General features: G+C 60.0%; 22 protein-coding genes. 9 read left to right on the top strand and 13 right to left on the bottom strand.

Annotation, left to right across the window (positions count from 1 at the left end):
- Nucleotides 1-59: 59 nt before the first annotated feature.
- Entirely contained in the window at nucleotides 60-488 is a 429-nt protein-coding gene (locus tag RHP74_RS11455; RefSeq protein ID WP_010459164.1) for a nuclear transport factor 2 family protein, read from the top strand.
- A 109-nt stretch (nucleotides 489-597) separates the two neighbouring features.
- Nucleotides 598-1,050: a hypothetical protein gene (locus RHP74_RS11450; RefSeq protein WP_311099456.1), complete on the top strand. Its 453-nt coding sequence runs from the start codon at nucleotides 598-600 to the stop codon at nucleotides 1,048-1,050.
- A 14-nt stretch (nucleotides 1,051-1,064) separates the two neighbouring features.
- Here the strand turns inward: RHP74_RS11450 and RHP74_RS11445 are convergent, their stop codons facing one another.
- From RHP74_RS11445 to RHP74_RS11435, 3 genes are all read right to left on the bottom strand, one after another.
- A complete protein-coding gene (locus tag RHP74_RS11445; RefSeq protein WP_311099454.1) occupies nucleotides 1,065-1,523 on the bottom strand; it encodes a MarR family transcriptional regulator in 459 nt (152 codons plus the stop codon).
- Nucleotides 1,524-1,780: 257 nt separating this feature from the next.
- Complete coding sequence (locus RHP74_RS11440; protein WP_311099453.1) at nucleotides 1,781-2,275, bottom strand: cupin domain-containing protein; 495 nt, start codon at nucleotides 2,273-2,275, stop codon at nucleotides 1,781-1,783.
- Between the two features lie 255 nt (nucleotides 2,276-2,530).
- Nucleotides 2,531-4,390 carry an ABC transporter ATP-binding protein gene (locus RHP74_RS11435; protein ID WP_304817207.1) on the bottom strand — a complete coding sequence of 620 codons (1,860 nt, stop codon included), beginning with the start codon at nucleotides 4,388-4,390 and terminating at the stop codon, nucleotides 2,531-2,533.
- Nucleotides 4,391-4,666: 276 nt separating this feature from the next.
- Between RHP74_RS11435 and RHP74_RS11430 the strand changes: the two genes are divergently transcribed.
- Nucleotides 4,667-5,362 carry a tRNA (adenine(22)-N(1))-methyltransferase TrmK gene (locus RHP74_RS11430; RefSeq protein WP_186353611.1) on the top strand — a complete coding sequence of 232 codons (696 nt, stop codon included), beginning with the start codon at nucleotides 4,667-4,669 and terminating at the stop codon, nucleotides 5,360-5,362.
- Nucleotides 5,363-5,421: 59 nt separating this feature from the next.
- On the opposite strand, the gene RHP74_RS11425 is transcribed toward RHP74_RS11430, so the two are convergent.
- The 6 genes from RHP74_RS11425 to RHP74_RS11400 form a co-directional block, all read right to left on the bottom strand.
- Complete coding sequence (locus tag RHP74_RS11425) at nucleotides 5,422-5,772, bottom strand: antibiotic biosynthesis monooxygenase (RefSeq protein ID WP_172790691.1); 351 nt, start codon at nucleotides 5,770-5,772, stop codon at nucleotides 5,422-5,424.
- Nucleotides 5,773-5,805: 33 nt separating this feature from the next.
- On the bottom strand, nucleotides 5,806-6,789 hold the full coding sequence (locus RHP74_RS11420) for a zinc-dependent alcohol dehydrogenase family protein (RefSeq protein ID WP_172790690.1): 984 nt from the start codon (nucleotides 6,787-6,789) through the stop codon (nucleotides 5,806-5,808).
- A gap of 64 nt (nucleotides 6,790-6,853) precedes the next feature.
- Complete coding sequence (locus tag RHP74_RS11415; RefSeq protein ID WP_010459152.1) at nucleotides 6,854-7,156, bottom strand: helix-turn-helix transcriptional regulator; 303 nt, start codon at nucleotides 7,154-7,156, stop codon at nucleotides 6,854-6,856.
- Nucleotides 7,157-7,247: 91 nt separating this feature from the next.
- The gene (locus tag RHP74_RS11410) at nucleotides 7,248-8,174 is read right to left on the bottom strand and encodes a Gfo/Idh/MocA family oxidoreductase (protein ID WP_311099449.1); all 927 of its coding nucleotides are present in this window, start codon (nucleotides 8,172-8,174) and stop codon (nucleotides 7,248-7,250) included.
- Between the two features lie 227 nt (nucleotides 8,175-8,401).
- Entirely contained in the window at nucleotides 8,402-9,175 is a 774-nt protein-coding gene (locus RHP74_RS11405) for an L-iditol 2-dehydrogenase (RefSeq protein WP_304817203.1), read from the bottom strand.
- Nucleotides 9,176-9,371: 196 nt separating this feature from the next.
- Complete coding sequence (locus RHP74_RS11400; protein WP_311099446.1) at nucleotides 9,372-10,679, bottom strand: sugar ABC transporter substrate-binding protein; 1,308 nt, start codon at nucleotides 10,677-10,679, stop codon at nucleotides 9,372-9,374.
- A gap of 294 nt (nucleotides 10,680-10,973) precedes the next feature.
- On the opposite strand from RHP74_RS11400, the gene RHP74_RS11395 reads away from it, so the two are divergent.
- A complete protein-coding gene (locus RHP74_RS11395) occupies nucleotides 10,974-11,924 on the top strand; it encodes an AraC family transcriptional regulator (protein WP_311099444.1) in 951 nt (316 codons plus the stop codon).
- Between the two features lie 49 nt (nucleotides 11,925-11,973).
- On the opposite strand, the gene RHP74_RS11390 is transcribed toward RHP74_RS11395, so the two are convergent.
- Genes RHP74_RS11390 through RHP74_RS11375 form a run of 4 tightly spaced genes read right to left on the bottom strand, consistent with a single transcriptional unit; the run spans nucleotide 11,974 to nucleotide 16,180 of the window.
- On the bottom strand, nucleotides 11,974-13,092 hold the full coding sequence (locus RHP74_RS11390) for an agmatine deiminase family protein (protein WP_311100462.1): 1,119 nt from the start codon (nucleotides 13,090-13,092) through the stop codon (nucleotides 11,974-11,976).
- A 23-nt stretch (nucleotides 13,093-13,115) separates the two neighbouring features.
- On the bottom strand, nucleotides 13,116-14,213 hold the full coding sequence (locus RHP74_RS11385; RefSeq protein WP_311099442.1) for an extracellular solute-binding protein: 1,098 nt from the start codon (nucleotides 14,211-14,213) through the stop codon (nucleotides 13,116-13,118).
- A gap of 1 nt (nucleotide 14,214) precedes the next feature.
- Nucleotides 14,215-15,123 carry an N-carbamoylputrescine amidase gene (aguB, locus tag RHP74_RS11380; RefSeq protein ID WP_077750105.1) on the bottom strand — a complete coding sequence of 303 codons (909 nt, stop codon included), beginning with the start codon at nucleotides 15,121-15,123 and terminating at the stop codon, nucleotides 14,215-14,217.
- 4 nt (nucleotides 15,124-15,127) lie between these two features.
- Nucleotides 15,128-16,180, bottom strand: a complete 1,053-nt coding sequence (locus RHP74_RS11375; protein ID WP_311099437.1) for an agmatine deiminase family protein — start codon at nucleotides 16,178-16,180, stop codon at nucleotides 15,128-15,130.
- A 134-nt stretch (nucleotides 16,181-16,314) separates the two neighbouring features.
- On the opposite strand from RHP74_RS11375, the gene RHP74_RS11370 reads away from it, so the two are divergent.
- The 5 genes from RHP74_RS11370 (at nucleotide 16,315) to RHP74_RS11350 (ending at nucleotide 25,969) form a co-directional block, all read left to right on the top strand.
- A complete protein-coding gene (locus tag RHP74_RS11370; RefSeq protein ID WP_145310844.1) occupies nucleotides 16,315-17,202 on the top strand; it encodes a LysR substrate-binding domain-containing protein in 888 nt (295 codons plus the stop codon).
- A 606-nt stretch (nucleotides 17,203-17,808) separates the two neighbouring features.
- Nucleotides 17,809-19,047: a non-hydrolyzing UDP-N-acetylglucosamine 2-epimerase gene (wecB, locus tag RHP74_RS11365; RefSeq protein WP_256664570.1), complete on the top strand. Its 1,239-nt coding sequence runs from the start codon at nucleotides 17,809-17,811 to the stop codon at nucleotides 19,045-19,047.
- A gap of 41 nt (nucleotides 19,048-19,088) precedes the next feature.
- Nucleotides 19,089-21,302 carry a hypothetical protein gene (locus tag RHP74_RS11360; RefSeq protein ID WP_311099434.1) on the top strand — a complete coding sequence of 738 codons (2,214 nt, stop codon included), beginning with the start codon at nucleotides 19,089-19,091 and terminating at the stop codon, nucleotides 21,300-21,302.
- Between the two features lie 12 nt (nucleotides 21,303-21,314).
- Nucleotides 21,315-23,429 carry a glycosyl transferase family protein gene (locus tag RHP74_RS11355; RefSeq protein ID WP_083377094.1) on the top strand — a complete coding sequence of 705 codons (2,115 nt, stop codon included), beginning with the start codon at nucleotides 21,315-21,317 and terminating at the stop codon, nucleotides 23,427-23,429.
- Nucleotides 23,426-25,969 carry an NfrA family protein gene (locus tag RHP74_RS11350; RefSeq protein WP_311099433.1) on the top strand — a complete coding sequence of 848 codons (2,544 nt, stop codon included), beginning with the start codon at nucleotides 23,426-23,428 and terminating at the stop codon, nucleotides 25,967-25,969. The genes RHP74_RS11355 and RHP74_RS11350 overlap by 4 nt, the downstream gene beginning before the upstream one ends.
- The last annotated feature ends 7 nt before the right edge of the window (nucleotides 25,970-25,976 follow it).

The raw sequence follows: 25,976 nt of genomic DNA, 5'->3' as shown, positions 1-25,976 counted from the left end.
GACACTGCATGTGCAACACTGAAACGTTCTACAGAACAACAAAAATACAGGAGTTGAAAATGTCTGAGCTGAACCTGCACCCCAACGCCGCGCACTCCCTGAAGCAATGGCACGACATGATCCGCAAGGGTGACTTGAGCGCCCTGCCCGAGTTGTTGGACCCACAGGCAGTATTCCGCTCACCGATGGCCCACACGCCCTACCCGGGAGCGGCCGTGGTATCGATGATTCTCAACACGGTAGTCAACGTATTTGAGGATTTTGCCTATCACCGGGAACTGTCGACGGCCGACGGCTTGAGCGTCGTCCTGGAGTTCAGCGCCAAAGTGAACGGTAAAGAGTTAAAGGGTATCGACATGATCCGCTTCAATGAACACGGAAAAATCGTCGAATTCGAGGTGATGGTTCGCCCATTCAGTGCCTTGCAAGCCTTGGGCGAGCAAATGGGACAACGCCTTGGCGCTTTTCTGGCCGCCAGCAAAGCCTGATTGCAAAGCATCGGTTGGGGCGCGGTGCTGCAGGGGGCCGACAGGCAACCCGAGCACCTCGCTCTATACCGGCTAATCACCCATTGCAGTTCTTACGCAGGAGTTGGCAATGAACCTCAGACGCTCACTTGCAACCCTAATGATCAGCGTAAGCCTCTTCGGCTGCGCCACTTCAACAGACCATGGCGTGTCTGTCCCCTTGGTCGCCACCCGACAGAACACCGGGCAGATCGGCAACGTCACGCTGACAAGCTGGGAAAAACAGACCGGACTCAGCTTCTTCATCTCGGGAGCTCCCAGCGGAGCGACTTTGCCCTTGCGTCTCTATAGCTTCATCCATAAAGGCACCTGCCAGCAGCCCGGGCCAGTGGCCTTTGCAATGAACGACAAGGTCAACACCCAGCGCGAACCTGTACGCGGCTGGTCGTTCTCAAGAAGTGCACCGATCGCCCTGCAAGACCTGCTTTCCAGCGAGTATTCCATCGTCGTGCGAACGGCTCCGGAGAGTGGCAACGTCGATATTTTTTGCGGTGACATCAAGCAGGGAGGCGCAGTGAAGTAGCCATTCGAAACGGCTTATTCCCTGTCTCTCGTAGTACGGATGAGGTTGTCCCGTAATTTCACAATGGCTTTCTGCATTTGCACGAATTCGTCGGGATCAAGACCGGTTTGCGGGAAGCCTTCTTCCGTGAGGCCTTCACGCAGTTTTCGCCCCTCGCTTGTGAGGCGGATGCGAACCTGCCGCTCGTCTTCCGGGTCGCGCTGGCGCAGCAGATAACCCATCGCCTCCAGTTTCTTCAGGATCGGCGTGAGGGTGTTGGATTCGAGGAACAGCTTTTCGCCGAGGCTGCCAACGGTCTGGTTGTCTTCTTCCCACAGCACCACAAGGGTGATGTATTGCGTGTAGGTAAGTCCGAGCCGTTCAAGCATTGGCTTGTATGCCTTGCCGAAAGCGAGGTTAGAGGAATAGACAGCAAAGCACAGGAAGTCGGAAAGCTTCAGGTCGAGGGCGGCTGTCTTTTCGGTGGATTTCATGAGCGTTCTCTGTGGCCAAAGACGGATGGACTGCAAGGTCAGACTATACGTCGCATGCGATGGCATCGGAAGTGCTCACTGCTACGGCCGGCGCTTTCAGGTCGATCAGGCCTTTGAAGGCCGACGACCGGTCCAACGGGAACGCCCCTTGATCGCGCGGTTCAGATCACTTTCACGCAGGAACTGACCAGCATGCTGATTTCATACTCGCGCTTGCGTCACCGGGCCAAAGGGGGAGCCTGCCCCGCCTCTCTTATTCACTTTGACGCATGACGAGGATCGTCACGACGGTCAATGTACTCAAGCCCAAGCGGACCTGTTCCGTACACCTGAGAAACATATTCCCCCGATCTGGCCCAGTGAAAATGCGGCGTATTAGCCGGGAGCACCACGACACTGCCCGGGCCATAAGCGACCAACTTGTCCGGATCAAACACAGACCCAAAACCAATGTAAAACACACCGGACATGACGGTGTATATACGGTCTTCAGGATGGGTGTGGGGCATTAACTTCGTGCCATTCGGTACTTTGACTCGCACGACGTAGGGGCCTGGCTTGGCAGGATCACCGACCAGTACAGCCAGTTTTACTTCTTGCGGAAACGCTGGAAAGCTACGCCATTCCACGTCTTCGTTATACAAAGCACCGGTTTTACCGAGCGGCAATGGTTGTGCTTGAACCACCGACAGGGTTGTACACAGGGCAAGAAACGTAGTCAGGCAAGCAGTTTTCATAATGCTCTGAATCATGGGAGGCCCCTGAGAAAAAATGTCCTCTCTACTGTAGGGGTGGCGATCGCCTGTGATAATGCCGCTGATGCGTATTTCAGTTGATACGTAATGTAATCAATTCAATAACAGGTGTCATAACAGCCCCCCGACTCACGGCGATGGCCAGCCCTTTCACTTCGCGAGCGTCTGCGCTGACACAACCTCCAACGGAGGGATGAATTCAGTCCGGGCTCTTGCCAATCAACAGTTCGCTCGGACGCTCACCCTCCCCCCTCACACCTGATCCATCGCCTCGAACACACCCTTGTCCTCACCCAGGAACCCGCCGCTTTGGTGCTGCCACAGCCGCGCATAGACGCCGTTCTTCCCAAGCAATTCGCTGTGAGTGCCCTGTTCAATGATGCGTCCGTCATCCATGACGATGAGTCGGTCCATGGCCGCAATCGTGGACAGCCTATGGGCGATAGCGATCACAGTCTTGCCCTGCATCATGTCATCGAGGCTTTCCTGAATGGCGACTTCGACTTCCGAGTCCAGGGCGCTGGTGGCCTCGTCAAGCAGCAGGATCGGGGCGTTCTTGAGCATCACACGGGCAATCGCGACGCGTTGGCGCTGGCCGCCCGACAGCTTGATGCCGCGCTCACCCACAAGGGTGTCGTAGCCGGTACGGCCTTGCCGGTCGCTCAGTTGGCTAATGAACCCATCGGCCTGGGCATTGGCCGCGGCGCTGCGAATTTGCGCCTCGGTCGCATCGGGACGGCCGTAAGCGATGTTGTCGCGAATAGAACGGTGCAGCAGGGAGGTGTCCTGCGTGACCATGCCGATGGAGCCGCGCAGGCTTTCTTGCGTCACGTGTGCGATGTTTTGGCCGTCAATGCGAATCTCCCCGCTGTCGACGTCGTAGAAGCGCAGCAGCAGGTTGATCAGCGTGGATTTGCCAGCGCCAGAGCGGCCGACCAGGCCGATTTTTTCGCCCGCGCGAATGCTCAGGCTCAGGCCATCGAGCACCTGGCGTTCGCCATTGTAGTTGAAGCTCACCTTATCGAAGGTGACTGCGCCGCCAGAGGTCACCAGCGCGCCCGCGCCCGGTGCATCCTGCACCTTGGCGCCCAGGGTCAGTGTTGCCATGCCGTCCTGTACGGTGCCGATGCTCTCGAACAGCGAGGTCATTTGCCACATGATCCAGTGCGACATGCCATTGATCCGCAACGCCATGGCGGTGATTGCCGCCACGGCACCCGCGCCAACCTCACCCAGGTGCCATAGCCACAGGGCATAACCACCGGCTGCCATGATCAACGCCACCACCAATGCCTGGTTGACGATCTCGAACTGGCTGACCAGACGCATCTGGCGAAAGCCGGTTTGCTTGAAATCCTCCATCGCGGCACGCGCGAAGTGCGCTTCACGATTGGAGTGGGAGAACAGTTTGACCGTCGTGATGTTGGTGTAGGCGTCCGAGATACGCCCGGTCATCATCGACCGCGCATTGGCCTGTTCCTGCCCGACTTTCCCCAGACGGGGTACGAAGTACAGCATGGCCAGACCGAACAACACGACCCAGGCAACGAACGGCAGCATCAGTTTCAGCGCGAAGCCGCCGGCCAGTGCGATGATCGCGATGAAATACACCCCGATCCCGGGTGCGATCTCGATCAGGGTGAAGAGCACGTCGCGCACCGCTAGCGCCGTCTGCATCACCTTGGTAGTGACTCGGCCGGAAAACTCATCGGAGAAAAACGAAAGGCTTTGCCGCAGCATCAGGCGATGGAAGTCCCAACGCAGCCGCAACGGCAAGTTAATCGCCAATATCTGGTGCTGCACCATGGTGCGCAACGCCACCAGCCCGACACTGGTCACCATGACGATGCCCATGCCCCACAACACGCGACTTTCCTGCGCCGCCGCTTCACCGCCCGCCTGCCAGGTCGAGAGCAGGTCCACGACCTGACCGAGGAAGGAAAACAGCCAGGCTTCGTAGATCGATACACAGGCACTGAGCAACGCAAGCGCAAGGATGTAACCGCGGGCGCCCCGGGTACAGGCCCACAGGAAACGAGCCAGACCGGCGGGTGGTGGTGGTACCTCGTCAGGAGGAAAAGGGTCGAGTCTTCGTTCAAACGCACGAAGCATGGTGTTCTCCAAAACGATCAAGTGGGGGAGATTCTGCCATTGAACGGTTGCTTTGAGGGTTTTGTGAAATTGAGGTAGGGCGCTGCTGGCCGATTGCACCGCCGAACTGACTCAGCAATGACAGAAAGTGCTCGGATTCATGTTCGCTTCGAGCGCCAAGGCACCGGGCGATCCATGGCCCCGGTCGCAGGAATTTGAAATGCACGGCGTTGCTCGACAGAATGGCGCCCCGATCCGGCCAAAGCGCCGGTCGTTTGTGGTGAAAAGGGGTTGCGGTTGAACGAACAGACATTGTCCATGCGCCTGGAACGCGTGGCGGCGCATGTGCCAGCCGGTGCGCGCCTCGCCGATATCGGCTCGGATCACGGCTACCTGCCGGTGGCGTTGATGCGCCGGGGCGTCATCGCATCGGCGGTGGCCGGTGAGGTGGCATTGACGCCGTTCCACTCGGCTGAACGCACCGTGCGCGAGAGCGGTCAAGACCTGCGAATCACCGTGCGCCTGGCCAATGGCCTGGCGGCCATCGAGCCGGAAGACGGGATCACGGCGATCAGCATCTGCGGCATGGGCGGCGAGACGATCCGCGACATCCTCGACAGCGGCAAGGCGCACCTGAGCGGCCAGGAACGCCTGATCCTGCAACCCAACGGCGGCGAGCAGCCGTTGCGCCAATGGCTGATGGACAACGGCTACCGCATCCTCTGCGAGGAACTGCTGCGGGAAAACCGCTTTGACTACGAAATCATCGTCGCCGAGCGCGCCTCTGCGGTGACGTACACCGCCGAGGAGTTGTACTTCGGCCCGCTGCAGATGCAGGCACGCAGCCCGGCGTTCCTGCTCAAGTGGCAGCGCATCTTGCGCCACAAGCAGCAGACCCTGACCCACTTCGCCCGTGCGCGGCAGGCCGTGCCCGAGGCGAAGCTGCAAGAGATCGCCCGGCAGGCCCGATGGATCACTGAGCTGCTGGCTTGAGATTGTGCAGGGCTTACGCGAACAGTGCAGAGCGGTGATCCGGCAAAGCTAAAAACACCTCAGGCAACAGCATTCCCCATGCCGGCGGCGCTGTTCGGATCATCATATTCGCCTGTAGCAAAGGGTCCACCCTCGAGGTGATAGACCGTCGGTTCCTCCGAAAAATATTCCTCCAAGCCCATCATGAATATCCGATGGTCTTCACTCGCCTCGAAGCCCGGCGTGTGATCCTCGAGTGATTGCCATCGCACGATCAGGTTGAATAGCTGGGGAGTTTCGATCCCTTGTGCGAGCAAGTGACCGCGGTAACCCTTTGCGCGGCTGAGCAAAGGAGCGACCTCGGCAAATGCACGCCTGAACGTTTCAATGTGTTCTTTGTGCACGGGTAGCAGAGCGATCTCGTAAATCATGGCGTTCCCTTAAAGTGAGTTCAACGGTCAAAATTACGCACTGACGAGATGGGACGACGGCCCTACTGCAATCGCGATTTTTCCTTGAACACCGTTGTTGGGCCTCTCCAGAAGGGCATGGGCGAGCGCAATGTCGGCAAGCGAATAGACAGCGCCAACGTGCGGCCGCAGCTGACCGCGTTCTATCAATGCGCTCAACTCATCAAGCTTGCCGCGGTTTTGTCTTGTGAAAACGAAGTGATAACTCGCGTTCTTGCCCCAGGCCTGAACGACGTTTTGTGGCTGGGCAATGTCCACAATCGAGACAACGCGGCCCAGTTGTGCGAGCACGTCGGGGCTACGCGACAGTGTGTTGCCGCCGATGGTGTCGAACACGACATCGACTCCGCGACCACCGGTTTCCCGGATGATGGCGTCGACGTAATCCTCCTTTTCGTAATCGATGATCACGTCGGCACCCATACTTCGAGCGAACTCAACGTTTGCTTCGCGCACAGTCGTGAACACCCTTGCGCCCATGGCTTTTGCCAGCTGGATCGCCACATGACCGACGCCTCCCGCGCCGCCGTGGACCAAGATGCTTTCCCCCACTCGGAGCTCAGCACGCACAGCCAGTGCTTCCCACGCCGTTCCTCCGACCAGACTCAGGCTTGCCGCCTCAAGATGGCTGATCGAGGGAGGCTTCTTCCCGACAATGCTTTCGGCAGCAACGTGGTACTCGGCATAACTGCCTGGCCCGTCGAATATTTGCGGGGTGTACCAGACTTCGTCTCCCGGGGCGAAGGTCGTCACACCCGGCCCAACGGCTTCGACAACGCCAGATACGTCGTGTCCGGTAATGGATGGCAGTTGCACCAGATCGGGATAATCGCCACGTCGTACCTGGTAATCCAGCGGATTGATGGAGGTTGCGTGTACCCGGACCAGGACCTGTCCTGTGTGCGGTACTGGCTTGGGCACGTCACGAAGTTCGAACGATTCCGGGCCGCCAAATGATTTGAGTATGAGCGCTTTCATGGTCAATCCTCGTTTCGACAAAAAGGGATATCGGGATTTCTCGATATCTTACGGTAAAAAAAAGCTACAGCTCTTTCCCCATGAGCTCGACAAGAGCACTGATGGTTGCTTCATTGCGCTTGTAATAGGTCCACTGACCGATGCGCCTGACCTCGACCAGGCCCACTCGTTGCAGCGTTGCCAGATAATCAGACACCGTCGACTGCGACAGGCCGACGCCTTCTTGAATACTACTGACGCAGACGCCCACCGTATGAACGTCACCTTCATCCTGCGGAGGGAAGTTCTTGGCTGGATCCTTCAAACCTTTCAAGATTTCAAGGCGTGTACGGTTTGAGAGGGCTTTGAATATTTCGAGTAATTCCATAACTCGAAGATATCGACATTTACCGATATGTCAATACATTAATACGAGAGCAAGCGGCTGACGCTTGCCTCACCCTTTGACCGAGCAGCCGTTAATCGTAGAACGGCTCAACCGATACCCGACTGCCGACAAAAAAGCTGTCAGCCACCAGTCGCAGCGGCTGGAGGTCCAGGTCACTGGTTTTGTCGCCAATCAGTTGTTGGAAATGTCGGTACACCGCCGCGTACTCGCCCTCCTCCGAGACGGCTTGACGCACGCCATCGATACTCAACAATGCGCCACCGTTATCCAGGCGCAGGGTGCCTTCGGTGCAGCGAATCTCAATGCTCCAGAGTTCGTCATGACCGTGGTCGAAATCGAACTCTGCGCGCACGTCGAGGTGACGCGCGTCAGACATTTTGATCGAAGCGGCAATCGGCGACTGGCAGTTATTGGGGACTCGCAGTTCAGCAGACTCGACAAACAGCGGCAGCGCCAACAGATGGGTTGCAATCGACAACGCATTGATACCGGGATCAAAGACGCCCAAGCCGCCGGGTTGCCAGATCCAGGCCTGACCGGGGTGCCATTTGCGCACATCTTCCTTCCAGTCGATCTGCACGCTGTGCAGGGTGCGGGTGGCCAGCCAGGCACGTGCGGCTTCGATACCGGGCGCGTAGCGTGAATGCCAGGCGAACAAACCGCTGACGCCTTGCTCCTGCACCTGGCTCACCAATGCCATGGCTTCACCCAGCGTGGCGCACGGCGGTTTTTCGACCAGCACGTGTTTGCCGGCGGACAACGCTTGTTGCACCAGCGCGAAGCGGCCTTGTGGCGGTGTGCAAAACGCAATCGCATCGACCTGCGGGCCCTTGTCGAGCAACTCGCCCAGGGACCGAAAGTTCTCGACCCCGGCGCAGGGCTGGCCTTGCGTGGCGACAGAAACCAACTGGAACGCGGGGTTGGCGTTGATAGCGGGGACGTGTTGATCCTGGGCAATCTTGCCGTAGCCCACCAGACCGAGACGGATCGGTTGCATCAATGACTCCTGTTTTTTTGTTTTTCTTGATACGCGAATCGGCAAGATTACGTTTGTGTGGCGGGGAAGTCATTGATGATGTGCTGACGTTTCATCTGGCACGCGAGCTGGAGCGATGCTATCCCTGCCAACGGACGCTGCGGGTCAATAGCGGCCCGCCACCGACGCCCCCCTGAACCCGGCGTGGCGAAGGCATTGCCCCGCCGCCACGCCAGCGCAAAAACAGGTCAGCTCATCCAGTTACCGCCGTCGACATTGTAGGTCTGAGCCACCACATATTCGCTCTCGGACGACGCGAGGAAAATCGCCATGCCCGTCAGGTCCTCAGCGGTGCCCATCCGCCCAAAAGGCACTTCCTGCCCCACGCGCTTTTTCTTTTCACCCAATGGCCGGTTCTCATAGCGGGCAAACATTGCATCGACGCCGTCCCAATGCTCGCCATCGACGACACCTGGGGCGATGGCATTCACATTGATCCCATGCTTGATCAGGTCCAGCCCTGCGGATTGGGTAAGGCTGATCACCGCCGCTTTGGTCGCGCAATACACCCCCACGAGGGCCTCCCCTCTTCGTCCCGCCTGGCTGGCCATGTTGATGATCTTGCCGCCATGCCCCTGAATGATCATCTGACGGGCCGCTGCCTGCAGGGTGAAAAGCGTTCCTGCCACATTGATCGAAAACAGACGCTCGAAGCTGTCGCGAGTGATATCGACAATGGGTGCAAGGTCGAACAGTGCGGCGTTGTTGATCAAGATATCCAGCTTGCCGGTCTGCGCGATGACAGCGGCGATGGCCGCATCGATGGACGACTGGCGGGTAACGTCCATCTCGACAGCGTATGCGTCAGGCCCCAGCTCGGTGGCCGTGGCTTGGGCACGCTCCAGGTTGATGTCCGCGATAGCGACGGTCGCTCCCTCGCGAATGTAAGCCTGGGCAAAGGAACGTCCAATGCCTCGGGCAGCCCCTGTGACAAGCGCGCTTTTTCCTTCGAGTCGTTTCATTGATGGTTCATCCGTTTTCTAACATTCGGGTAAGCCCGATCAAGGGCAGGCGGGGTGTTGCGTTCAGGCAGCGAGACGCATCAGGACAGACCCGCTCCCACATTAATTGCGCAATCCTGTGGGCGCGTGGCTTGTCCGCGATGGAGGCCACTCGGTGTCCAGACAAACCAGGACAGTGGCCCCGATGCACCGTTGGCTACTTGGGATAACCGGCGCGTTTCATTTCACGTTCGGTGGAGGTCTGTGCGGCAGCGAGTGCCTGATCGACCGACATTTGCCCCGTCAGCGCAGCGGAAAACAGTTTCCCCACGGAGGTGCCTATCGCCTGGAACTCAGGAATCGTGACGTACTGGATGCCGACGTAAGGAACCGGCTTGATCGAGGGGTGTGCAGGGTCCGCGTGCTGCATCATCTGCAAGGTCACTTGCGCGAAAGGCGCCGCTTGCAGATAGGCCTCGTTGTACGTGGATTGACGCGTGCCTGGCGGAACATTGGCGATGCCGTCTTTTTCAGCGACCAGCTGAATGTATTCTTTCGACGTGGCCCAGGTGATGAACGCCTTGGCTGTCTGTTTATGCTTGGAGGTGGCCGGTATCGCCAGCGACCACGCATACAGCCACGACGACCCCTTGTCGGTGACCTGCGTCGGTGCCGGGGCAAAGCCAACGCGGTCGACGACGTTGCTCTGTTCCTTGTCCGTCGTGAAAGATCCCGCCACGCTGGCATCCACCCAGATCGCGCACTTGCCGCTGTTGAACAGTGCGAGGCTCTCGTTGAAGCCATTGCTCGACACACCGGGAGGCCCATACTTTTTCAGGGTGTCGACGTAGAAGTGCGCCGCGGCGGTCCACTCCTGGCTGGCCAGCTCCGGCTGCCATTGCTCATCGAACCAGCGGGCGCCAAAGGCATTGGCCATGGTGCTCAACAACGCAATGTTCTCACCCCACCCTGCCTTGCCCCGCAGGCACATGCCGTACTGTCCTTTATCGGGTTCGTGCAGCCTGGAGGCGAACTCGCCGAGCTGCGTCCAGGTCGGATGCTCCGGCATGGTCAACCCGGCGCCCTTGAACAGGTCGGTGCGGTAATAAGTGATCGTGCTTTCACCATAGAAAGGCAAGGCATAGAGCGTGTTGTCGACCGACAAGCCCTGGCGTACCGAGGGGAAGATGTCTTGCAGATCGTAGGCCGGCGGCAGTGCCGTGATCGGCTCAAGCCAATGCTTGGCACCCCACAGCGGTGTTTCATAAGTACCAATTGTCAGCACGTCGAACTGCCCGCCCTGAGTCGCGATATCGGTGGTCAGGCGCTGACGCAGGACGTTTTCCTCCAGCACCACCCAGTTGAGCTTCACGTCGGGGTGCTGCTGTTCAAAGATCTTGGAGAGCCGCTGCATCCGGATCATATCGCCATTGTTCACAGTGGCGATGGTGACCGTTTCGGCTGCATGACTGACGAGGGCAAAAGACAGGCCGGCAAAAATGTACAGTGCGTTCGGGATGGTCATCGTAGTGCTCTCCGCTTCGCGCCCTGGACGACGGAAGCTATTATTTTTGTTGTTAACCATTGCCGGGCAAATACAGCTGCGCAGCCATGGTGGACGGCTTGATTACACCAGCTTGGAAAACCCCGGACAAACGCACAGAGGACGGCAACCCGATACTTTTTTTACCGTCCCCGGGACACAGCCTGGCGATCAAAAAAGTATCAGTGCCAAGCAATCCCCGAGCTAGCAAGCGCCAGGCAGGAAGGCGTATGTTGCCTGCATACGAACAACAAATAACAAAGAAAGAGACCTGCCATGCCTGATAGCCGAGCCGCGCTGTTTGAACAGCGCCCCGCCGAACTGGAGGTCATTCTTCCCGAGCCCGATCATTGTTTTCGCTGGTATGAACACGACTACCCCTACTCCCTGGCTCGCTGGAATCACCACCCGGAATTCGAAATCCATCTGATCCGCCAAGGCAGCGGCAAGCTGGTTGCGGGCGATTACATCGGCGCATTCGGTGCCGGACATGTGGCGCTGATCGGCCCTGATCTGCCCCATGACTGGATAGGCGATCTGGCACCCGGCGAGTTCCTGGCAGGACGCGATGTGGTTCTGCAATTCGACGGTGCCGCGATTCTGGCCTTGCGTGAAACGATGCCCGAACTGGGCGAGCTTCAGCACCTGTTTGAACGTGCACGCCGGGGCCTGGAGTTCTGCGGCGCAACGGCTGTGCAGGCCGCACATCTGCTGGAAGACATTGGCCCCGCTCAGGGGCTCGAACGCCTGATTCTGTTTCTGCAACTGATCAATGCACTGATGAAAGCGCCCTCCCAAGACGTCCATGTGCTCGCCAGCGCTTACTACGCGCCATCCCTGGATGCCCAAAGCTCCGAGCGCATCCACAAGGCCTTTGACTACTTGTTGACCGAGCTCACAGGCGACATTCGCCTATCGGTGATTGCCCAGCGCCTGAACATGAGCGAGCCCGGTTTTTCGCGCTTCTTCAAGCGAGTCACCGGCCACGGTTTCATCGACCTGATGCGCAAGCTCAGGGTTCAGCGTGCCTGCCGGCTACTGTTGCAAACCGAGATGTCAGTGGCGGGCATCTGTTTTGAAGTGGGCTATGAAAACCTGTCCAACTTCAATCGGCACTTCCGTATCGAAATGGACCAGACCCCGAGTGAATACCGTCGCGGTTCGGCGATGACCCAGTTCAATCGCAACGGTCCCCACGCCTCCCTGCCGTTCACCAAAGCCCATTGAATGAGCGATGCGGGCCAGGCGGTTCAGCCTGGACTCGCTTCCATTGCGCTCAAACCGCCGGCTGATGACTGGTCACACAGTGAATCCCTCCGCCACCCGCCGCGACGGCGTCGATATTGAGCTGTACCACCTCCCGGTCCGGGTACAGCTGCGACAACAGTTCAAAGGCCTTCGTATCCGCCGCTTTGTCACCAAACTCGGGCGCAATGACCGCGCCATTCACCAGAAAGTAGTTGATGTATCCGGCAGCAAAGTCCGGGTTGTTGCGGGTGAACTGACTTTTGCGCGGATTGAGCGGTGGCGACAAGGTATGCACCTGCAGCTTGCGGCCATCCGCATCGGTGGCGTTTTTGAGGATATCCAGGTGCGCCAATGTCACTTTCCGGTCGTATGAATCGGGGTCGTTGTCGAGGTTGGCGACCACCACGCCCGGCTTGACGAACCGCGCGTAGAAATCAACGTGAGCGTCGGTGATGTCCTTGCCCTTGATGCCCGGCAACCAGATGATTTTGCGCAACCCCAAACGGTCTTTCAGTTCCTGCTCGACCTCGGCTTTGGTCCAGTCGGGGTTGCGGTTGCGGTTGATCCAGCTGCTTTCGGTCATGATCCCTGTGCCGTGGCCATCCACTTCGATACCGCCGCCCTCGCCCACCAGTTCGCTGCGCAGATAACGTGCCTGCGTAGTCTCGGCCACCAAAGCGGCCACTTGCGCATCCTCGTCATGCTGCTGTTTGTTGCCCCAGCCGTTGAAGTTGAAATCAACGGCGCCGAGTCCGCCTTCGCCATCGATGACAAAATTGGCGCTGATATCGCGCATCCAGATGTCGTCAAGCTCAGTGGTGACGTAGGTGATATTGGCCGTGCCGCACTGTCGTTCGGCCAGACGCCGCTCGCCCTGGCGGCAGAACACGGTGACCGGCTCATAGCGGGCGATGGTGCGGGCGATCAGGCCCATGGTCGCTTGCACTTCGGGCGTGAAATCCTCCCAGATGGCGCTCTGTGCGCCAAACGCGATGAAGGCCCGTTCGTGTCGGTCGCCCTCGTCCGGCATGCGCCAACGACCTTGTGTCGCTGCGTGCACGGGCGCAAAGCTGAAGCCGAGGGAAGCTGCGGCACCGAGACCGGCAATCACCGACACCTGCTTGATGAAATCCCGACGTGTCGGCATGTATTGATCCTTGTCTGAAGCACTCATTTCGCTGTCGCCGTCTTGAATTTGGTCCAGGTGCGCATCCGCGCCCGCATGTCGGATTGGGGTATGTCCTTGCCCGGAATCAGCCGCGCATAGGTGGCCTCATCGAGGTAAATATCCGGGTTGTTGCGCATCGTCGCATCGACGTCCGGGCGGGCCTTGGCGTTGGATGTCGGGTAGCCGGTGAAATTGCTGATGGCCGCCATGTTCTGCGGGCGCATGACGAAGTTGATGAACGCGTAGGCGTACTCCGGATGTCTGGCGTCGACTGGAATGGCCATGGTGTCCATCCACACGGTCGTGCCTTCGCGGGGAATGCGGTACTCAAATCGGGTGTGCTTGCCGGCGCTGTCCGAGGTGCGTTGTGCCTGGGTCATGTCACCGCTGTAACCGAGGGACAGGCACAGGTTGCCGTTGACCAGATCGGTCACGGGTTGCGACTGAAACTTGCGAATGTGCGGTCGCAGCTTCATCAGCAACTCACTCGCTGCGGCCAGGTCTTCAGGCTTGGCGCTGCGCGGTTCACGCCCGAGGTAGTTGAGCACCACCGCCAGCACTTCGTCCGGCGAGTCGATTATCGAGATGCCGCAATCGGCAAATTTCGCCGCCAGTTCCGGTTTGAACAGCATGTCCAGGCTGTTGACCGGGGCGTCGTGCGAACGCTGTTTGACCTGTTCGTCATTGTAGGTCAGGCCGATGGTGCCCCAGGTGTAGGGGACGGTGGCCTGGCTCGACGTTTCGTACTGCCTGCGCAGCTTCTGCAAACCGGGTTCGATGTCGTCCACAGCGGTGAGTTTTGAGCGATCCAGCGGCAGCAGGCTGCCGGCGCGCATCAAGCGTTCGGCGACGGTGTCGCCGGGGAAGATCAGGTCATAACCACTGCCGCCGGCGAGCATCTTGGCCTCCAGGGTTTCGCTGCCGTCCATGACGTCGTAGATCACTTTGATCCCGGTTTCGGCAGTGAATCTGGCGAGGGTGTCTTCGGCGAAGTAATCGGCCCAGTTGTAGAGCCGCAGGGTCTTCTCTTCGGCGTGCAGCGGCGACGAGGCGATTGCCCATCCCAAGGCGCCGAGCAACAGCTTGCGGGGAATGCGCATATCAAACTCCTTGAGTGTTCCAGCGTGCATGAAGGTGACGACCGTCCTGACTCAGCAACGCCCCGTACATGTCCGGGCGACGGTCGCGGTAAATGCCCCAGCTCAGGCGTTCTTCGCGCATGGCGTGCAAGTCCAGGCTGTGGACCAGCACGCCGCTGCTGTCGCGATCAGCCTCGGCGAGCAACTTGCCCTTGTGGTTGCAGATAAACGACGAGCCGTAGAAGCTCATTTGCAAGGCCGCATCGGTGGTCGCCACCTCACGACCGACGCGATTGGCCGCCACCACCGGCAGGATGTTCGCAGCGGCATGGCCACGCATGGTCATCTGCCAGTGGTCACGGGAATCCAGCGCTGCACACCCCGGCTCAGAGCCGATGGCGGTGGGAAACAGCAAGACTTCGGCGCCCATCAACGCCAGGCAGCGGGCGGTCTCGGGGAACCACTGATCCCAGCAGATCCCGACGCCGAGGCGCCCGAACGCCGTATCCCAGACACGGAAACCGGTGTCGCCGGGGCTGAAGTACTCCTTCTCCTGGTAACCGATGGCGTTGGGGATGTGGGTCTTGCGATACACCCCCAGCAAGCGCCCGTCAGCGTCGGCCACGCTCAGGGAATTGAAGTAGGCATTGCCAGCCTTCTCGAACCAGCTCAGCGGCAACACCACCCCCAACTCCTTGGCCAGCGCAGCAAAGCGCTTGAGTACGCCGCTGTATCGATACTCTTCGGCCAACGCCAAATGTTTATGGCTTTGCTCGATGCAGAAATACGGCGTAGCGAACAGCTCCTGTAACAGGATGACCTGGGCGCCCTTCGCGGCCGCCTCACGGATCAGTCGCTCGGCCTGATCGAGATTGTTCGGCAAGTCCCAGGTGCACGGCATCTGGGTGGTAGCAATCGTCAGTAGCGTCATGGTTTCACCCCTGCACTGGCCAGGCGGGCTGCTGCTGGGTGATGCAATGCACCCCGCCGCCACCATGGGCCAAGTGATTGATCCGCACCGGCACCACCTCGCGCTCCGGGAACGCCCGGGCCAACACTTCGGCCGCCGCATAGTCGGCGTCGATGCCATAGGCCGGCATGATGATCGCGTGGTTGGCGATGTAGAAGTTGGTGTACGAGGCACAGAACACTTCGGCTTCGGTGTCCACGGCATCGGTGGCTTCATAGAGTTCGATCAGCTCGAACGTGCGCCCGTGGGCATCGGTGGCCAGCTCCAGTGCGCGACGGTTTTCCCGTGCAACCTCGGCGTACACCGAATCTTTGTCGTGGGTGGCATCCACCAGCAACACGCCGGGGCGGGCGAAGGCGCAGACGCCATCGACGTGGCCGTCGGTCATGTCGCCCGTCACGTAGTCCGGGTCACCCGGCAACCAGATGGTTTTTTTCACCCCCAGCAGACGGGTGAAGATTTCCTCGATCTCGGCCTTGGTCATGCCCGGGTTGCGATTGGGGTTGAGCAACACCGATTCGGTGGTGATCAGCGTGCCCTCGCCGTCGACATGAATCGCACCGCCTTCGTTGCTCAGCGGGGTGCCAAAGTACGGCACGCCGAGGCGATTGAGTGCGCGGCGCGCCAGGTTTTCGTCGAGGTTATGCAGCGACTTGCCGCCCCAGGCATTGAAGCGCCAGCTCACCCCGCCCAGACCGTGTTGCGGATGGCAGACGAAGCTCGGGCCGGAGTCGCGGCACCAACTGTCGTTGACCGCCAACGGGATCAGTTCGATGTTGGGTCCACACAGCGCTTTGGCACTTGCGATAGCCGACGGGTCGACCACCATTTTCACCGGCTCGAACCGGGCAATGGCGTTCGCCACCCGGGCAAAATCCTCTTGCACCAACGGCAAGGTGACGCCCCAGCCCGACTCCCAAAGCGCCTGGTTGTGTGGCCAGACCATCCAGGTCGCGGCGTGCTTCACCCACTCTGCCGGCATCCACCAGCCACTGTTCTGAAGTTCGTTCTGCTGCATGACAAGCACCCTTGAGTTAAGTCATTGTGTTCAATGAAAACTGCCTTCGCGGTCTTGGCATGCGTGCTACGGCCGTAAAACAAGGCCAACAAACGATGGATTTTGTAGAAAAGTGATTAGAGGAACTTATCGATATGCTCAAGCACTGGCCCCCGCTCAACACCCTTCGCGGCTTTGAAGCCGCCGCCCGCCTGGGCAGTTTTCACAAGGCGGCCGACGAGTTGCACCTGACCCAGTCGGCCATCAGCCAGCAGATCCGCACGCTTGAGGCGTACCTTGAGCAGCCGTTGTTTTTTCGCAGTGGACGCAGCGTCAGCCTGACCGATGCCGGCCACGATCTGCTCAGCACCACCCAGGCGTTATTGCAGCAACTGGCGGTCGGCATTCGTCGCCTCGGGCAATACCAGAAACCCAACCAACTGGTGCTCAACACCACGCCGACATTCGCCCGTCATTGGTTGCTGCCGCGTCTGGGGGATTTTCGTCGTCGGCACCCGGAGGTCGACCTGTGGATTTTCAGCACCGATGAAGTCCCGGACATGACCACCCAGACCATCGACCTCGCGGTGCGTGACGACATCAGTTCCCAGGCCGAGTGCAGCTTCAAGGTGTTGCACGCCGACCGCCTGTACCCGGCGTGTCATCCAGACGTGTTGACGGTGCCCGTCGAGCAGCGCACCACCCTTCACGGAGAGCGGGAGATGGACTGGAGTCATTGGGCGGTGGAGGCCGGGATTGATGTCGGGCAGAAGGATCAGGGGCTGAATTTCTCCGACCCCGGCCTGCTGCTGGACGCCGCCTGCGCGGGGCTCGGCATCGCCCTGGTCAGTCAGTTGCTGAGTCGGCCGGCACGTGACAGCGGACTGTTGCAGCCCTTGGTGGAAGACACCATTCGCGGCCCGAACTGGGCCTTGCTGACCCATCGTGACAGCGAGAACAATCCGCTGGCGCGAAGCTTCGTCGAGTGGCTGTTAAGTAACCTGGACGCAACGAGCCAGACGTCTCCCGCACTTGCAATATGAAAGGGGACTCGGCTAATGGCCAGTATCATCAGCCAAGTCCGCTGATGAAGTTCATATTGAACAACAGAACACTCAGCCTAGTGCTATTGAGAGAAGTCGCTTACAAAAAACTTAATTAGTTCAAAAGAACTTCCAGTGCGCCATGACATTATTCAGGCGCCATTTAAGTGACTTGTATTTCACAAAAACCACTCGCTAATGCCGCCGACCGAGACTGCAACAATCATTCAAAAATTCAAACACACCGACGAATGGACTTTAGATATTTAAACCCTTTAAAAACAACAACTTAATATTCTATTACCAACTAAAACAAAACCCCGCCAGAAAAACACAAAACCAAAAAAAGACAGGGATCAGTTATAAAAGTTTCAAACTCATTTAATAAATAATAAATTCCATGTAGCGCTTTAAAACATCTCTCTTCAATGCTAATAATTCCGCCGCTTCCGGGCTTACAGGCGCTCTCCCCCTCACACGAAGTGAATATCAGCATCAACGCTGATCCCCGGCATTAATCAAATTCAAATAACACCGGCTTGCTCAAGTTCAATAAAACTTGGGCCTGCATTGTGCTGCGCACTGAAACTGCGCGAGGAAGGCATCATCGCTCGTCATCATTCAAGGATTAAAATCCTTTCGATCTTCGGTACCCGTCCAGAAGCCATCAAGATGGCGCCGTTAGTCAAAGCCCTCGCTGCGGAACCCGGCATTGATTCGCAGATATGCATCACTGGCCAACACCAAAGCATGCTCAAACAGGTGCTGGACCTGTTCGACCTCAAGGCCGATTACACCCTCGATGTCATGACCCCGCAGCAAACGCTCAACTCCCTGACGGCGGCGCTTTACGGGGCGATCGACCCGGTGCTGGAAATGACCTGCCCGGACCGGGTGCTGGTGCACGGCGACACGACCTCGGCCATGGTGGCCGCGATGGCGGCGTTCCATCGACGGATCCCGGTCGGCCATGTAGAAGCCGGGCTGCGAACCGGTGATATCTACAGCCCATGGCCGGAAGAAATGAACCGTCGCTGCATCGACCTGGGGGCGGACATGCTGTTTGCGCCCACCCACGAGTCGCGCCAGAACCTGCTCGACGAACGCCTACAGGGTCGCACCTTCGTCACCGGCAATACGGTGATCGACGCGCTGCAGATGACTGCACGGCGCATTGAGCAGGATGCCGACCTGCGCGCAAGCCTGGACCGGCAGTTTTCGTTCCTGCAGACCGGCCGTAAGGTCCTGTTGGTGACCGGGCATCGTCGGGAAAATTTCGGTGAAGGCTTCCTGGATATCTGTAAGGCCCTGAGCCATCTGGCTCGGCGTTCGGATATCCAGATCGTTTACCCGGTGCACTTGAACCCCAATGTCATGGGCCCGGTCACCGAGCATCTGGGCGATCTGCCCAACGTGCACCTGATCCAGCCGCTGGACTACCTGGCCTTCGTGCGCCTGATGCAACGGGCCCATGTGATCCTCACCGATTCCGGTGGCGTGCAGGAAGAAGCGCCGTCCCTGGGCAAACCGGTGCTGGTCATGCGCGATGTGACCGAACGCCCGGAAGCTGTGGCGGCGGGCACTGTGCGCCTGGTCGGTACCTCGCCGGGCTCGATCATCGCTGGCGTTAACGCGCTGTTCGATGACGACCTGTTGTGGCGCCGCTGCTCCCAGGCGGCCAACCCTTACGGCGACGGCAAGGCCAGTGCGCGCATCGTCGATGCCCTGATGGGCCGTCCGGTGGACGATTTCATCGTGGCCGGCCAGTCCTTGCCCAAGTTCCTGCAATACCCGTCTGCACAGCCTGCGCCCGAGAAGCATTACCCCGCTTTTACCTCTCGATAAACCAAACCGTTTCTCCCCTTATCAGCTCGAGATCTACCTGAATGAAGTCTTCCGTTGCCATCCATACGGGTGCCCTCAGCGCCCTTGCCTGTGGTGTGAGCCTGCTCGCGCTCATGCCGACCTTTGCCTTGGCCGCGGACAGTCCGCTCACCCAGGCGATCAACCGGCTCAACGCCGACACCCGACAAGAGCGTGAGGTGCGCTTGAGCGATCTGGGGATCGATGCACCGATCATCCTCGGCTCCACCGATGCCCGCCGCGAACTGTATCTGCCGGTGCCGGCAGGTGTTCCGCTGACGGATGCGACGTTGAATTTCGACGCCAGTTACCTCAATGGCGAAGGCGGCCGCAACACGCTGCTGCTGTCGCTGGACGGTTATCCGGTGCGTGCCGAAGGGCTCAGCGAACCCCAGGGTGACGCCAGCGTCACGCTGGGCGTGGACAAAAAAGCGCGGGACAGCGGCTCGCTGCGCCTGGGCATCGCCTGGTCGTCGATCGTGTCCCGTGTGCTGTGCGAAGACGAACGCGCCATCGGCAATGTTCTACGTATCGAACCCGACACCCGCCTGACTTACAGCTATGACGCCAGCCAGTTGCGCGACGTCGGCGCTGCGTGGATGGCCTTGCCTGGCAAACCGGGGATCATGGTCGCGCCCGGCACCTTATCCGCTGAAAGCTACGATTCGGCATGGCGTCTGGGCGTGGCACTGGAGCGGATTGGCAAGCGCAGTCAAATCCTGCCCTTCCCTGCCGTACAAGACAGCGTCGACCTGAGCGGCCTGCGCATTCCGGCCGAACTGCAAGGTATTCCAGCGTTCGCCAGCCTCAACGGCAAAGGTCCGCACACGTTGGCAAACCCGGCGGAGATCGGCGCGTTGCTGGTATTGGGCCAGACGCCGAACGTCCAGGCGGATCTGGCGGTCAACGACCCGCAACTGCTCACAGCGATCAATGCGTCCCTCGACGCGCTGCAGAGCCAGATCCAGGGCTTCGATGCCACGGCGGCCAACGCGTTCACGCAATGGCGTGAGACGCATATCAATGCCGGCCTTGCCGCCGATGGCACTGACAATGTGCGCCTGGCCCTGGTGGGCACGCGCCCGGTTCTGATGATTGCGCCGCATGCCACCGGCAAGGCGCTGGCCTTGTTCAGTACCGCCTGGAACAAACTGGCACGCAGTCGCCAATTGACCGTCAGCGAAGCGCAGTTGCCCTTGAGCACCGACGGCCGTGTCGCCCTGTCTCGCCTGGGCGGCAATCCCGGCGCCATCGACGTGCTGGCCAAGTCTGACTGGAGCACGTCATTCCCTCTGGGCAGCGTGGCTTACGACGGTCGCTTGCCGGTAAAGGCTGTGGTCGACGTGTCTGCCGCGCCCGGCGCTTCAGACACTGCGCCGGTGGCCTCGCTGTTTCTCAATGACTACCTGATTGGCGCGCAGCAGCTGGTGGCCAACGGTGAAAAACAACGCATCGAAGCGCGCATCCCGCGTTACGCCGTGGGCGCGACCAACGTGTTGCGCGTGTCGTTCCAGCGTCAGCCCGTGAGTGATCGTTGCCTGGAAACGCCGCAAGCCTTCCCGGTTTCCGTGCTGCCGACCAGCCACATCGTGCTGGAAAAAACCGCGCTGGGTGATGACTTCTCCGGCATGGCCGCGCGCTTTGCCGTGGACACCCAACTCCTGGTGCCTCAGGCCTACCTCGATCATCCGGCGAGCAGCTTGCCGCAAGTGATTTCAGTCGCCGATGCCGCCGGGGTCTCGCCGCTGCGTGCGCAATTGAAGGTCATCACAGATCCGAAAGCCTCGGTCACGCTGGACAAGGCCTTCCTCGCCTTCGAGCTGCCGATCAAAGACAGCAAGGAGTCCGTGCAGGTCGATGAGCAGGGGCGCCTGCGCATCAATCACAAGGATCAAGTGTTGCTTGACGTGCATCCGCTCAATCACCTTGCCTCGTTGCAAGTGGTCGATGCCGGCGGCCAGCACGGTATGGTCTATCGCGCATTGGGCAATGACTCGCCACGCTTCGCCAAACAGATTCTGCTGACCCGCGGCGATGTGGCCATCCTCGGCAACGACGGTGCACTGACCACCTTCGACACCCAGGATCCAAGCGGCAGCCAATTGATCGACAACGAAGAACCCAAGGGCCTCGACGCCTGGCGTACGCCGTCGCTGTTGTGGCTGATTCCGGGTGGCATCCTGTTGGTTCTCATCCTGTTGCTGGCTGGCCGTAACGCCCGTCGCAATCGCCAGTAACGGAACCCTTCGATGACGTCGCTTTATTGGCCCTATTGGCTGGCTCACTACTACAGCTTTCTGGAGATCTCGACCATCGTGGTCGCGGTGCTGATCCTGATTTCCAGCCTGGACGACCTGTTCATTGACCTGTGGTACTGGTCGCGCCGCCTGTTTCGCAAGTTCACCGCGGACCGCAAATACCGACCGCTGACCGCCGAGCAGTTGATGGCCCGGGACGAACAGCCGCTGGCAATCATGGTCCCGGCCTGGCTGGAATATGACGTCATCGCGCCGATGATCGAAAACATGGTGTCGACCCTCGATTACCAGAACTATGTGGTTTTCGTCGGCACCTACATCAACGATCAGCGCACGATTGACGAAGTGGAGCGCATGCGTCGGCGCTACAAGCAGTTGCACCGCGTGGAAGTCCCGCATGCCGGGCCGACCTGCAAGGCCGACTGCCTGAACTGGGTGATCCAGGCGATCTTCCTGCATGAGAAAACCCACGGCATGACCTTCGCCGGCGTCGTGTTGCACGACAGCGAAGACGTGCTGCACCCGATGGAATTGCGCCTGTTCAACTACTTGCTGCCGCGCAAGGACATGATCCAGTTGCCCGTGGTTTCGCTGGAACGCAACTGGTACGAATGGGTGGCCGGCACCTACATGGACGAGTTCGCCGAATGGCACGGCAAGGACCTGGTGGTGCGTGAAAGCATGACCGACACGGTGCCGTCTGCCGGCGTCGGCACCTGTTTTTCCCATCGCGCCCTGCGTGTGCTGGCCGGGGAAACCCAGAACCAGCCGTTTAACACTGACAGCCTCACCGAGGACTACGACGTCGGCGCACGCCTGGCCAAGGTCGGCATGAACGCGATCTTCGTGCGCTTCCCGGTGCAGTTTCGTGTGCTGCGCAAATCCTGGTTTCGCAAGCCTTACGAATCGACGCTGAAGATGCCGTTGTGCGTGCGCGAGTTCTTTCCCGACACCTTCCGCACCGCGTTCCGGCAGAAGGCCCGCTGGACACTGGGCATCGGCCTGCAAGGCTGGGAGCAAATGGGCTGGAACGGTTCGCTGGCCAATCGATATCTGTTGTTCCGTGACCGCAAAGGCGTGGTGACGGCGTTTGTCAGCATCATCGCCTACGTGATTCTGGTGCAGCTGTTAGGCCTGATCATCCTGCGCCAGAGCGGCCTGTGGGACGTGAGTTTCCCCACGCCGTTCGAAACCAACGGCTTCATCAAATACTTGCTGCTGGCCAACGGTGTTGCGCTGGCCTGGCGCATCGCGCATCGCTGTTACTTCACCACCGTGCTGTACGGCTGGCAGCACGGTTTGCTGTCGATCCCGCGCATGGTGGTGGGCAACTTCGTCAACTTCATGGCCGCGTCACGGGCCTGGCGCATGTTCCTGGTCGGCAAGGTCATGAACCGCAAACTGGTGTGGGACAAGACCATGCACGACTTCCCGTCCACTGACCTGGTCGCCGCCGCACCGCGCAAGCTGGGCAGCGTGTTGCTGTCCTGGCAGGCGATCAACGAAACCGACCTGCAAAGCGCCCTCGCCGAACAGAAAACCCGGCACATGCCATTGGGGCGGATTTTGCTCAGCAATGGCTGGCTGGACGACGAGACGCTGGCCGAAGCCATCGCCTTCCAGAATGACCTGCCGCGAGTGTTCGATGTGGCCCACAAGGCGCAGGCGTCGACCCTTACCCTGGATGATGAATTCGCCCTGCGCTGGCGTGTTGTGCCGGTGGGCTTGAACGCCGACGGCCGAGTGCAATTGGCCGTGGCCAGTCCGTTGCCGGCCGAAGGTCTGCAACAAGTCAGCGAGGTGTTGGGCAGCGAGCCGGTGCAGCTGATTGCCCGTGAAAGCGAAATCGTTGCGCAGTTGCGCCTGATGAATGTGCGCGAAGGCCAGTCGGTACCAGATGCCCGCGCGCCACTGTTGGGTGACCTGTTGATCGAAATGGGCCTGCTGGATCGCGACGTGTTCAACCGCACCATGTTGCAGTACCGCCCGCAGCGTCACGGACGCATCGGCGACTATCTGGTCGACAGCGGCGTGCTGCCCCGCGCCACCATCGAAAAGGCCGTGGCACGTCAGCACAGCCACTACCCTGCGGAGCTTCCGGCATGAATCGCCCCTTGCTGACCCTCATGGCCACGGGGCTGAGCCTGATACCTGCGCTGGCTCATGCCGAAACACTGCCATTACCGTTGACCGGTCCAGCCTACGTCACTGCCAACGAGGCCTACAGCGCCTACGAGCGCAAAGACTACGACCTGGCCATCGCCAAGGCCCGCGAAGCGTTGCGTCAGCGCGCCGACATCACCCGTTTGAACAGGCTGATCGTGCTGGCTCAACGGGACAAGGATCTGCGTGATCATCCCAAGCGCTACCCACAGTCACGTCAGGCTCCAGGCTTCAGCGCCGCCGCCCAGGCCTTCAAGGCCTATGATCGCGATGATTTCGGCGCGGCGGCACAAGCGTCACGCAAAGCCATCGCTCAGGCACCCAAACGCATGAATTATCGACTGCTGCTGATCGAGTCGTTGCAACGTCAACAACATCTTCAAGAAGCGGATCAGGCCACCACTCAGGCATTGGCCGTGTTCCCGGACGACGATACGTTGCTGATGCGCCGCGAAGCGATTCGTCGGCAATTGGCCGCACCGCTGGCCGTCGAGAGTTATCGCGCCCTGGAGCAAGGCCAGGTGCCGTTGGCCGTGGATAAGGCCCGGAAAGCCGTCGCCTGGGCACCGGAAATCGGCGCCAATCAGCAACTGCTGATCAGCGCCCTGCTCGCAGCCAAGGATTACCGAGGGGCCGAGCTGGCCGCGTCTGGCGCACTGGCTCAGGACGATGGCGAAATCGCACCGTGGATCCTGCGCAGCTACGCCCTTGATCGTCAGGGTAAAACAGCGGCAGCCGAGGCTGACCTGAATCACGCCCTGTCCATCGATGGCCTGCTGGAAACCGAAACCCGCGACATTCGCTTCTTCGCCGCCGACGCTGCGCTGGCCCATGGCGAGCCCCAGCGGGCACTTGATCAGCTGCAACCTTTGGCCGATGACGAAGGCGGCGAAGTGGCCCGTCGACGCACAGCCGCCCGAATGGCCCTCAGGCAAAAAAACAACGGGTTGAACGCTGTCGCCCAGTTTCCGGCCCCGGCCCTGAACTGTCAGGAAACCGCTTTTGGCCTGGTCTGCGATATCTGGCCGGGCAACCAGCGCGACGGCGGAACCGACAAGGCCGGTCAGGCTTATGCCGCACTCGCCAGCAAGGACCCCGCCTCGGCCGTCGTCCTGGCCAACGAAGCCATTGCCCGTGCGCCGCAGAATCCAGCGTATCGACGGTTGCTCGTCAGCGCCTTGAGTGATCAGAAACGAGTGCCCGAAGCCATCGCAGCAGCCAGCGAGGGCCTCAAGCTCAGTGGCGATGACGCCCGACTGCTGGCCCAACGCGGTCGTCTGCGCCAGCAATCGGGTGACGACGCCGGGGCCCGCGAAGACTTTACCCGGGCCTTGGCGCTGGGGAGCCTGCCTGCCTATGAAGAAGCCAGTCTGTACAGCGCCATCGGCCAGCGCCGAACCGCGCGCGAACGGCTGCAACAGGCGCGGGACACGGGTGAACTGGAATCGATGAGCGACCTGCAGATCGCATACTTATCGGTCCAGGCCGGCGACGATGACGGTGCCCACGCATCGTTCCGCAAGGCAGATGCCGAGACGCGACTGACGCCGACAGCCACTCAGGACGCGGCCTATAACGCGATGCGGGTCAATGATGACGAACAAGCCGTCAGCTACTTCAAGCGCGTCATCGACGCAAACAATGCCGGTGAACCGGACCTGTCCCCGCAGCAGCTGTTCGACACCCGTCGCGCCGTGGCCGATGTGTCGCGCACCTGGGGTTTGACCAACACCACCAGTTACCGCGGCAACAGCACCAGCAGCGGCCTGAGCTCAGCGCCGAGCGGCGGCAATAGCAGCAATGACAGCCTGCAAAACAGCACCGAATTGTCCTGGCGCCCGCTGGGCTATCGCAATGCACGCTTTGTCGAACTCTACGGACGCGTCACCGACACGCTGTGGAGCAAGAACAGCGATTCGGACACCGGTTTCGATGCGCTGCAAGGCGCGGTGGGTGTACGGGTCAAACCCTTCACGTCGCTGAACGTGATGGCCGCCGTCGAGCGCACATTCCCCTTGGGATCGTCGGACGTCGACGGTGACTGGCTGCTGCGTCTGGGCTATGGCGCAAGCGTCGGGACCGATCTGCGGGTCGATGCCTCCAGCTGGTGGACTTCGCAGTTGTTCGCTGAAGCCGGACATTACGTCAACGACTCGCGGGACTATTTCAACAGCGAATGGCAGGTCGGCCGCAGCTATGCCATCGGTGGCGCGGGCTCACGCTGGGTGACGTTCCCCCATGTGGTGGCCGCGTTCGATTACGACTCGAAGATGAACAGTGGCACCGACTCCGATGGCAAATCGGACTCATCGTCCGGCAAGGCCGGTGGCATCGGTGTCGGCAACAACGTGCGCTACTGGTTCCGCGAAGATGCGTACAACGCGCCCCGCTCCTATCTCGACTTCTCCCTGCAGTACCGCGTCAAGGTGCTGGGCGATGATCGCGCTCAAGGTGTCTTCGGTCGCCTGACTTATTCCTATTGAGGACTTG

The sequence above is a fragment of the Pseudomonas sp. SG20052 genome (assembly GCF_031766055.1).
In the GTDB taxonomy this organism is placed as follows: Bacteria; Pseudomonadota; Gammaproteobacteria; order Pseudomonadales; family Pseudomonadaceae; genus Aquipseudomonas; species Aquipseudomonas mandelii.
Note: the sequence above shows the minus strand (reverse complement) of the source record. Positions and strands in the feature narration are given on the sequence as shown.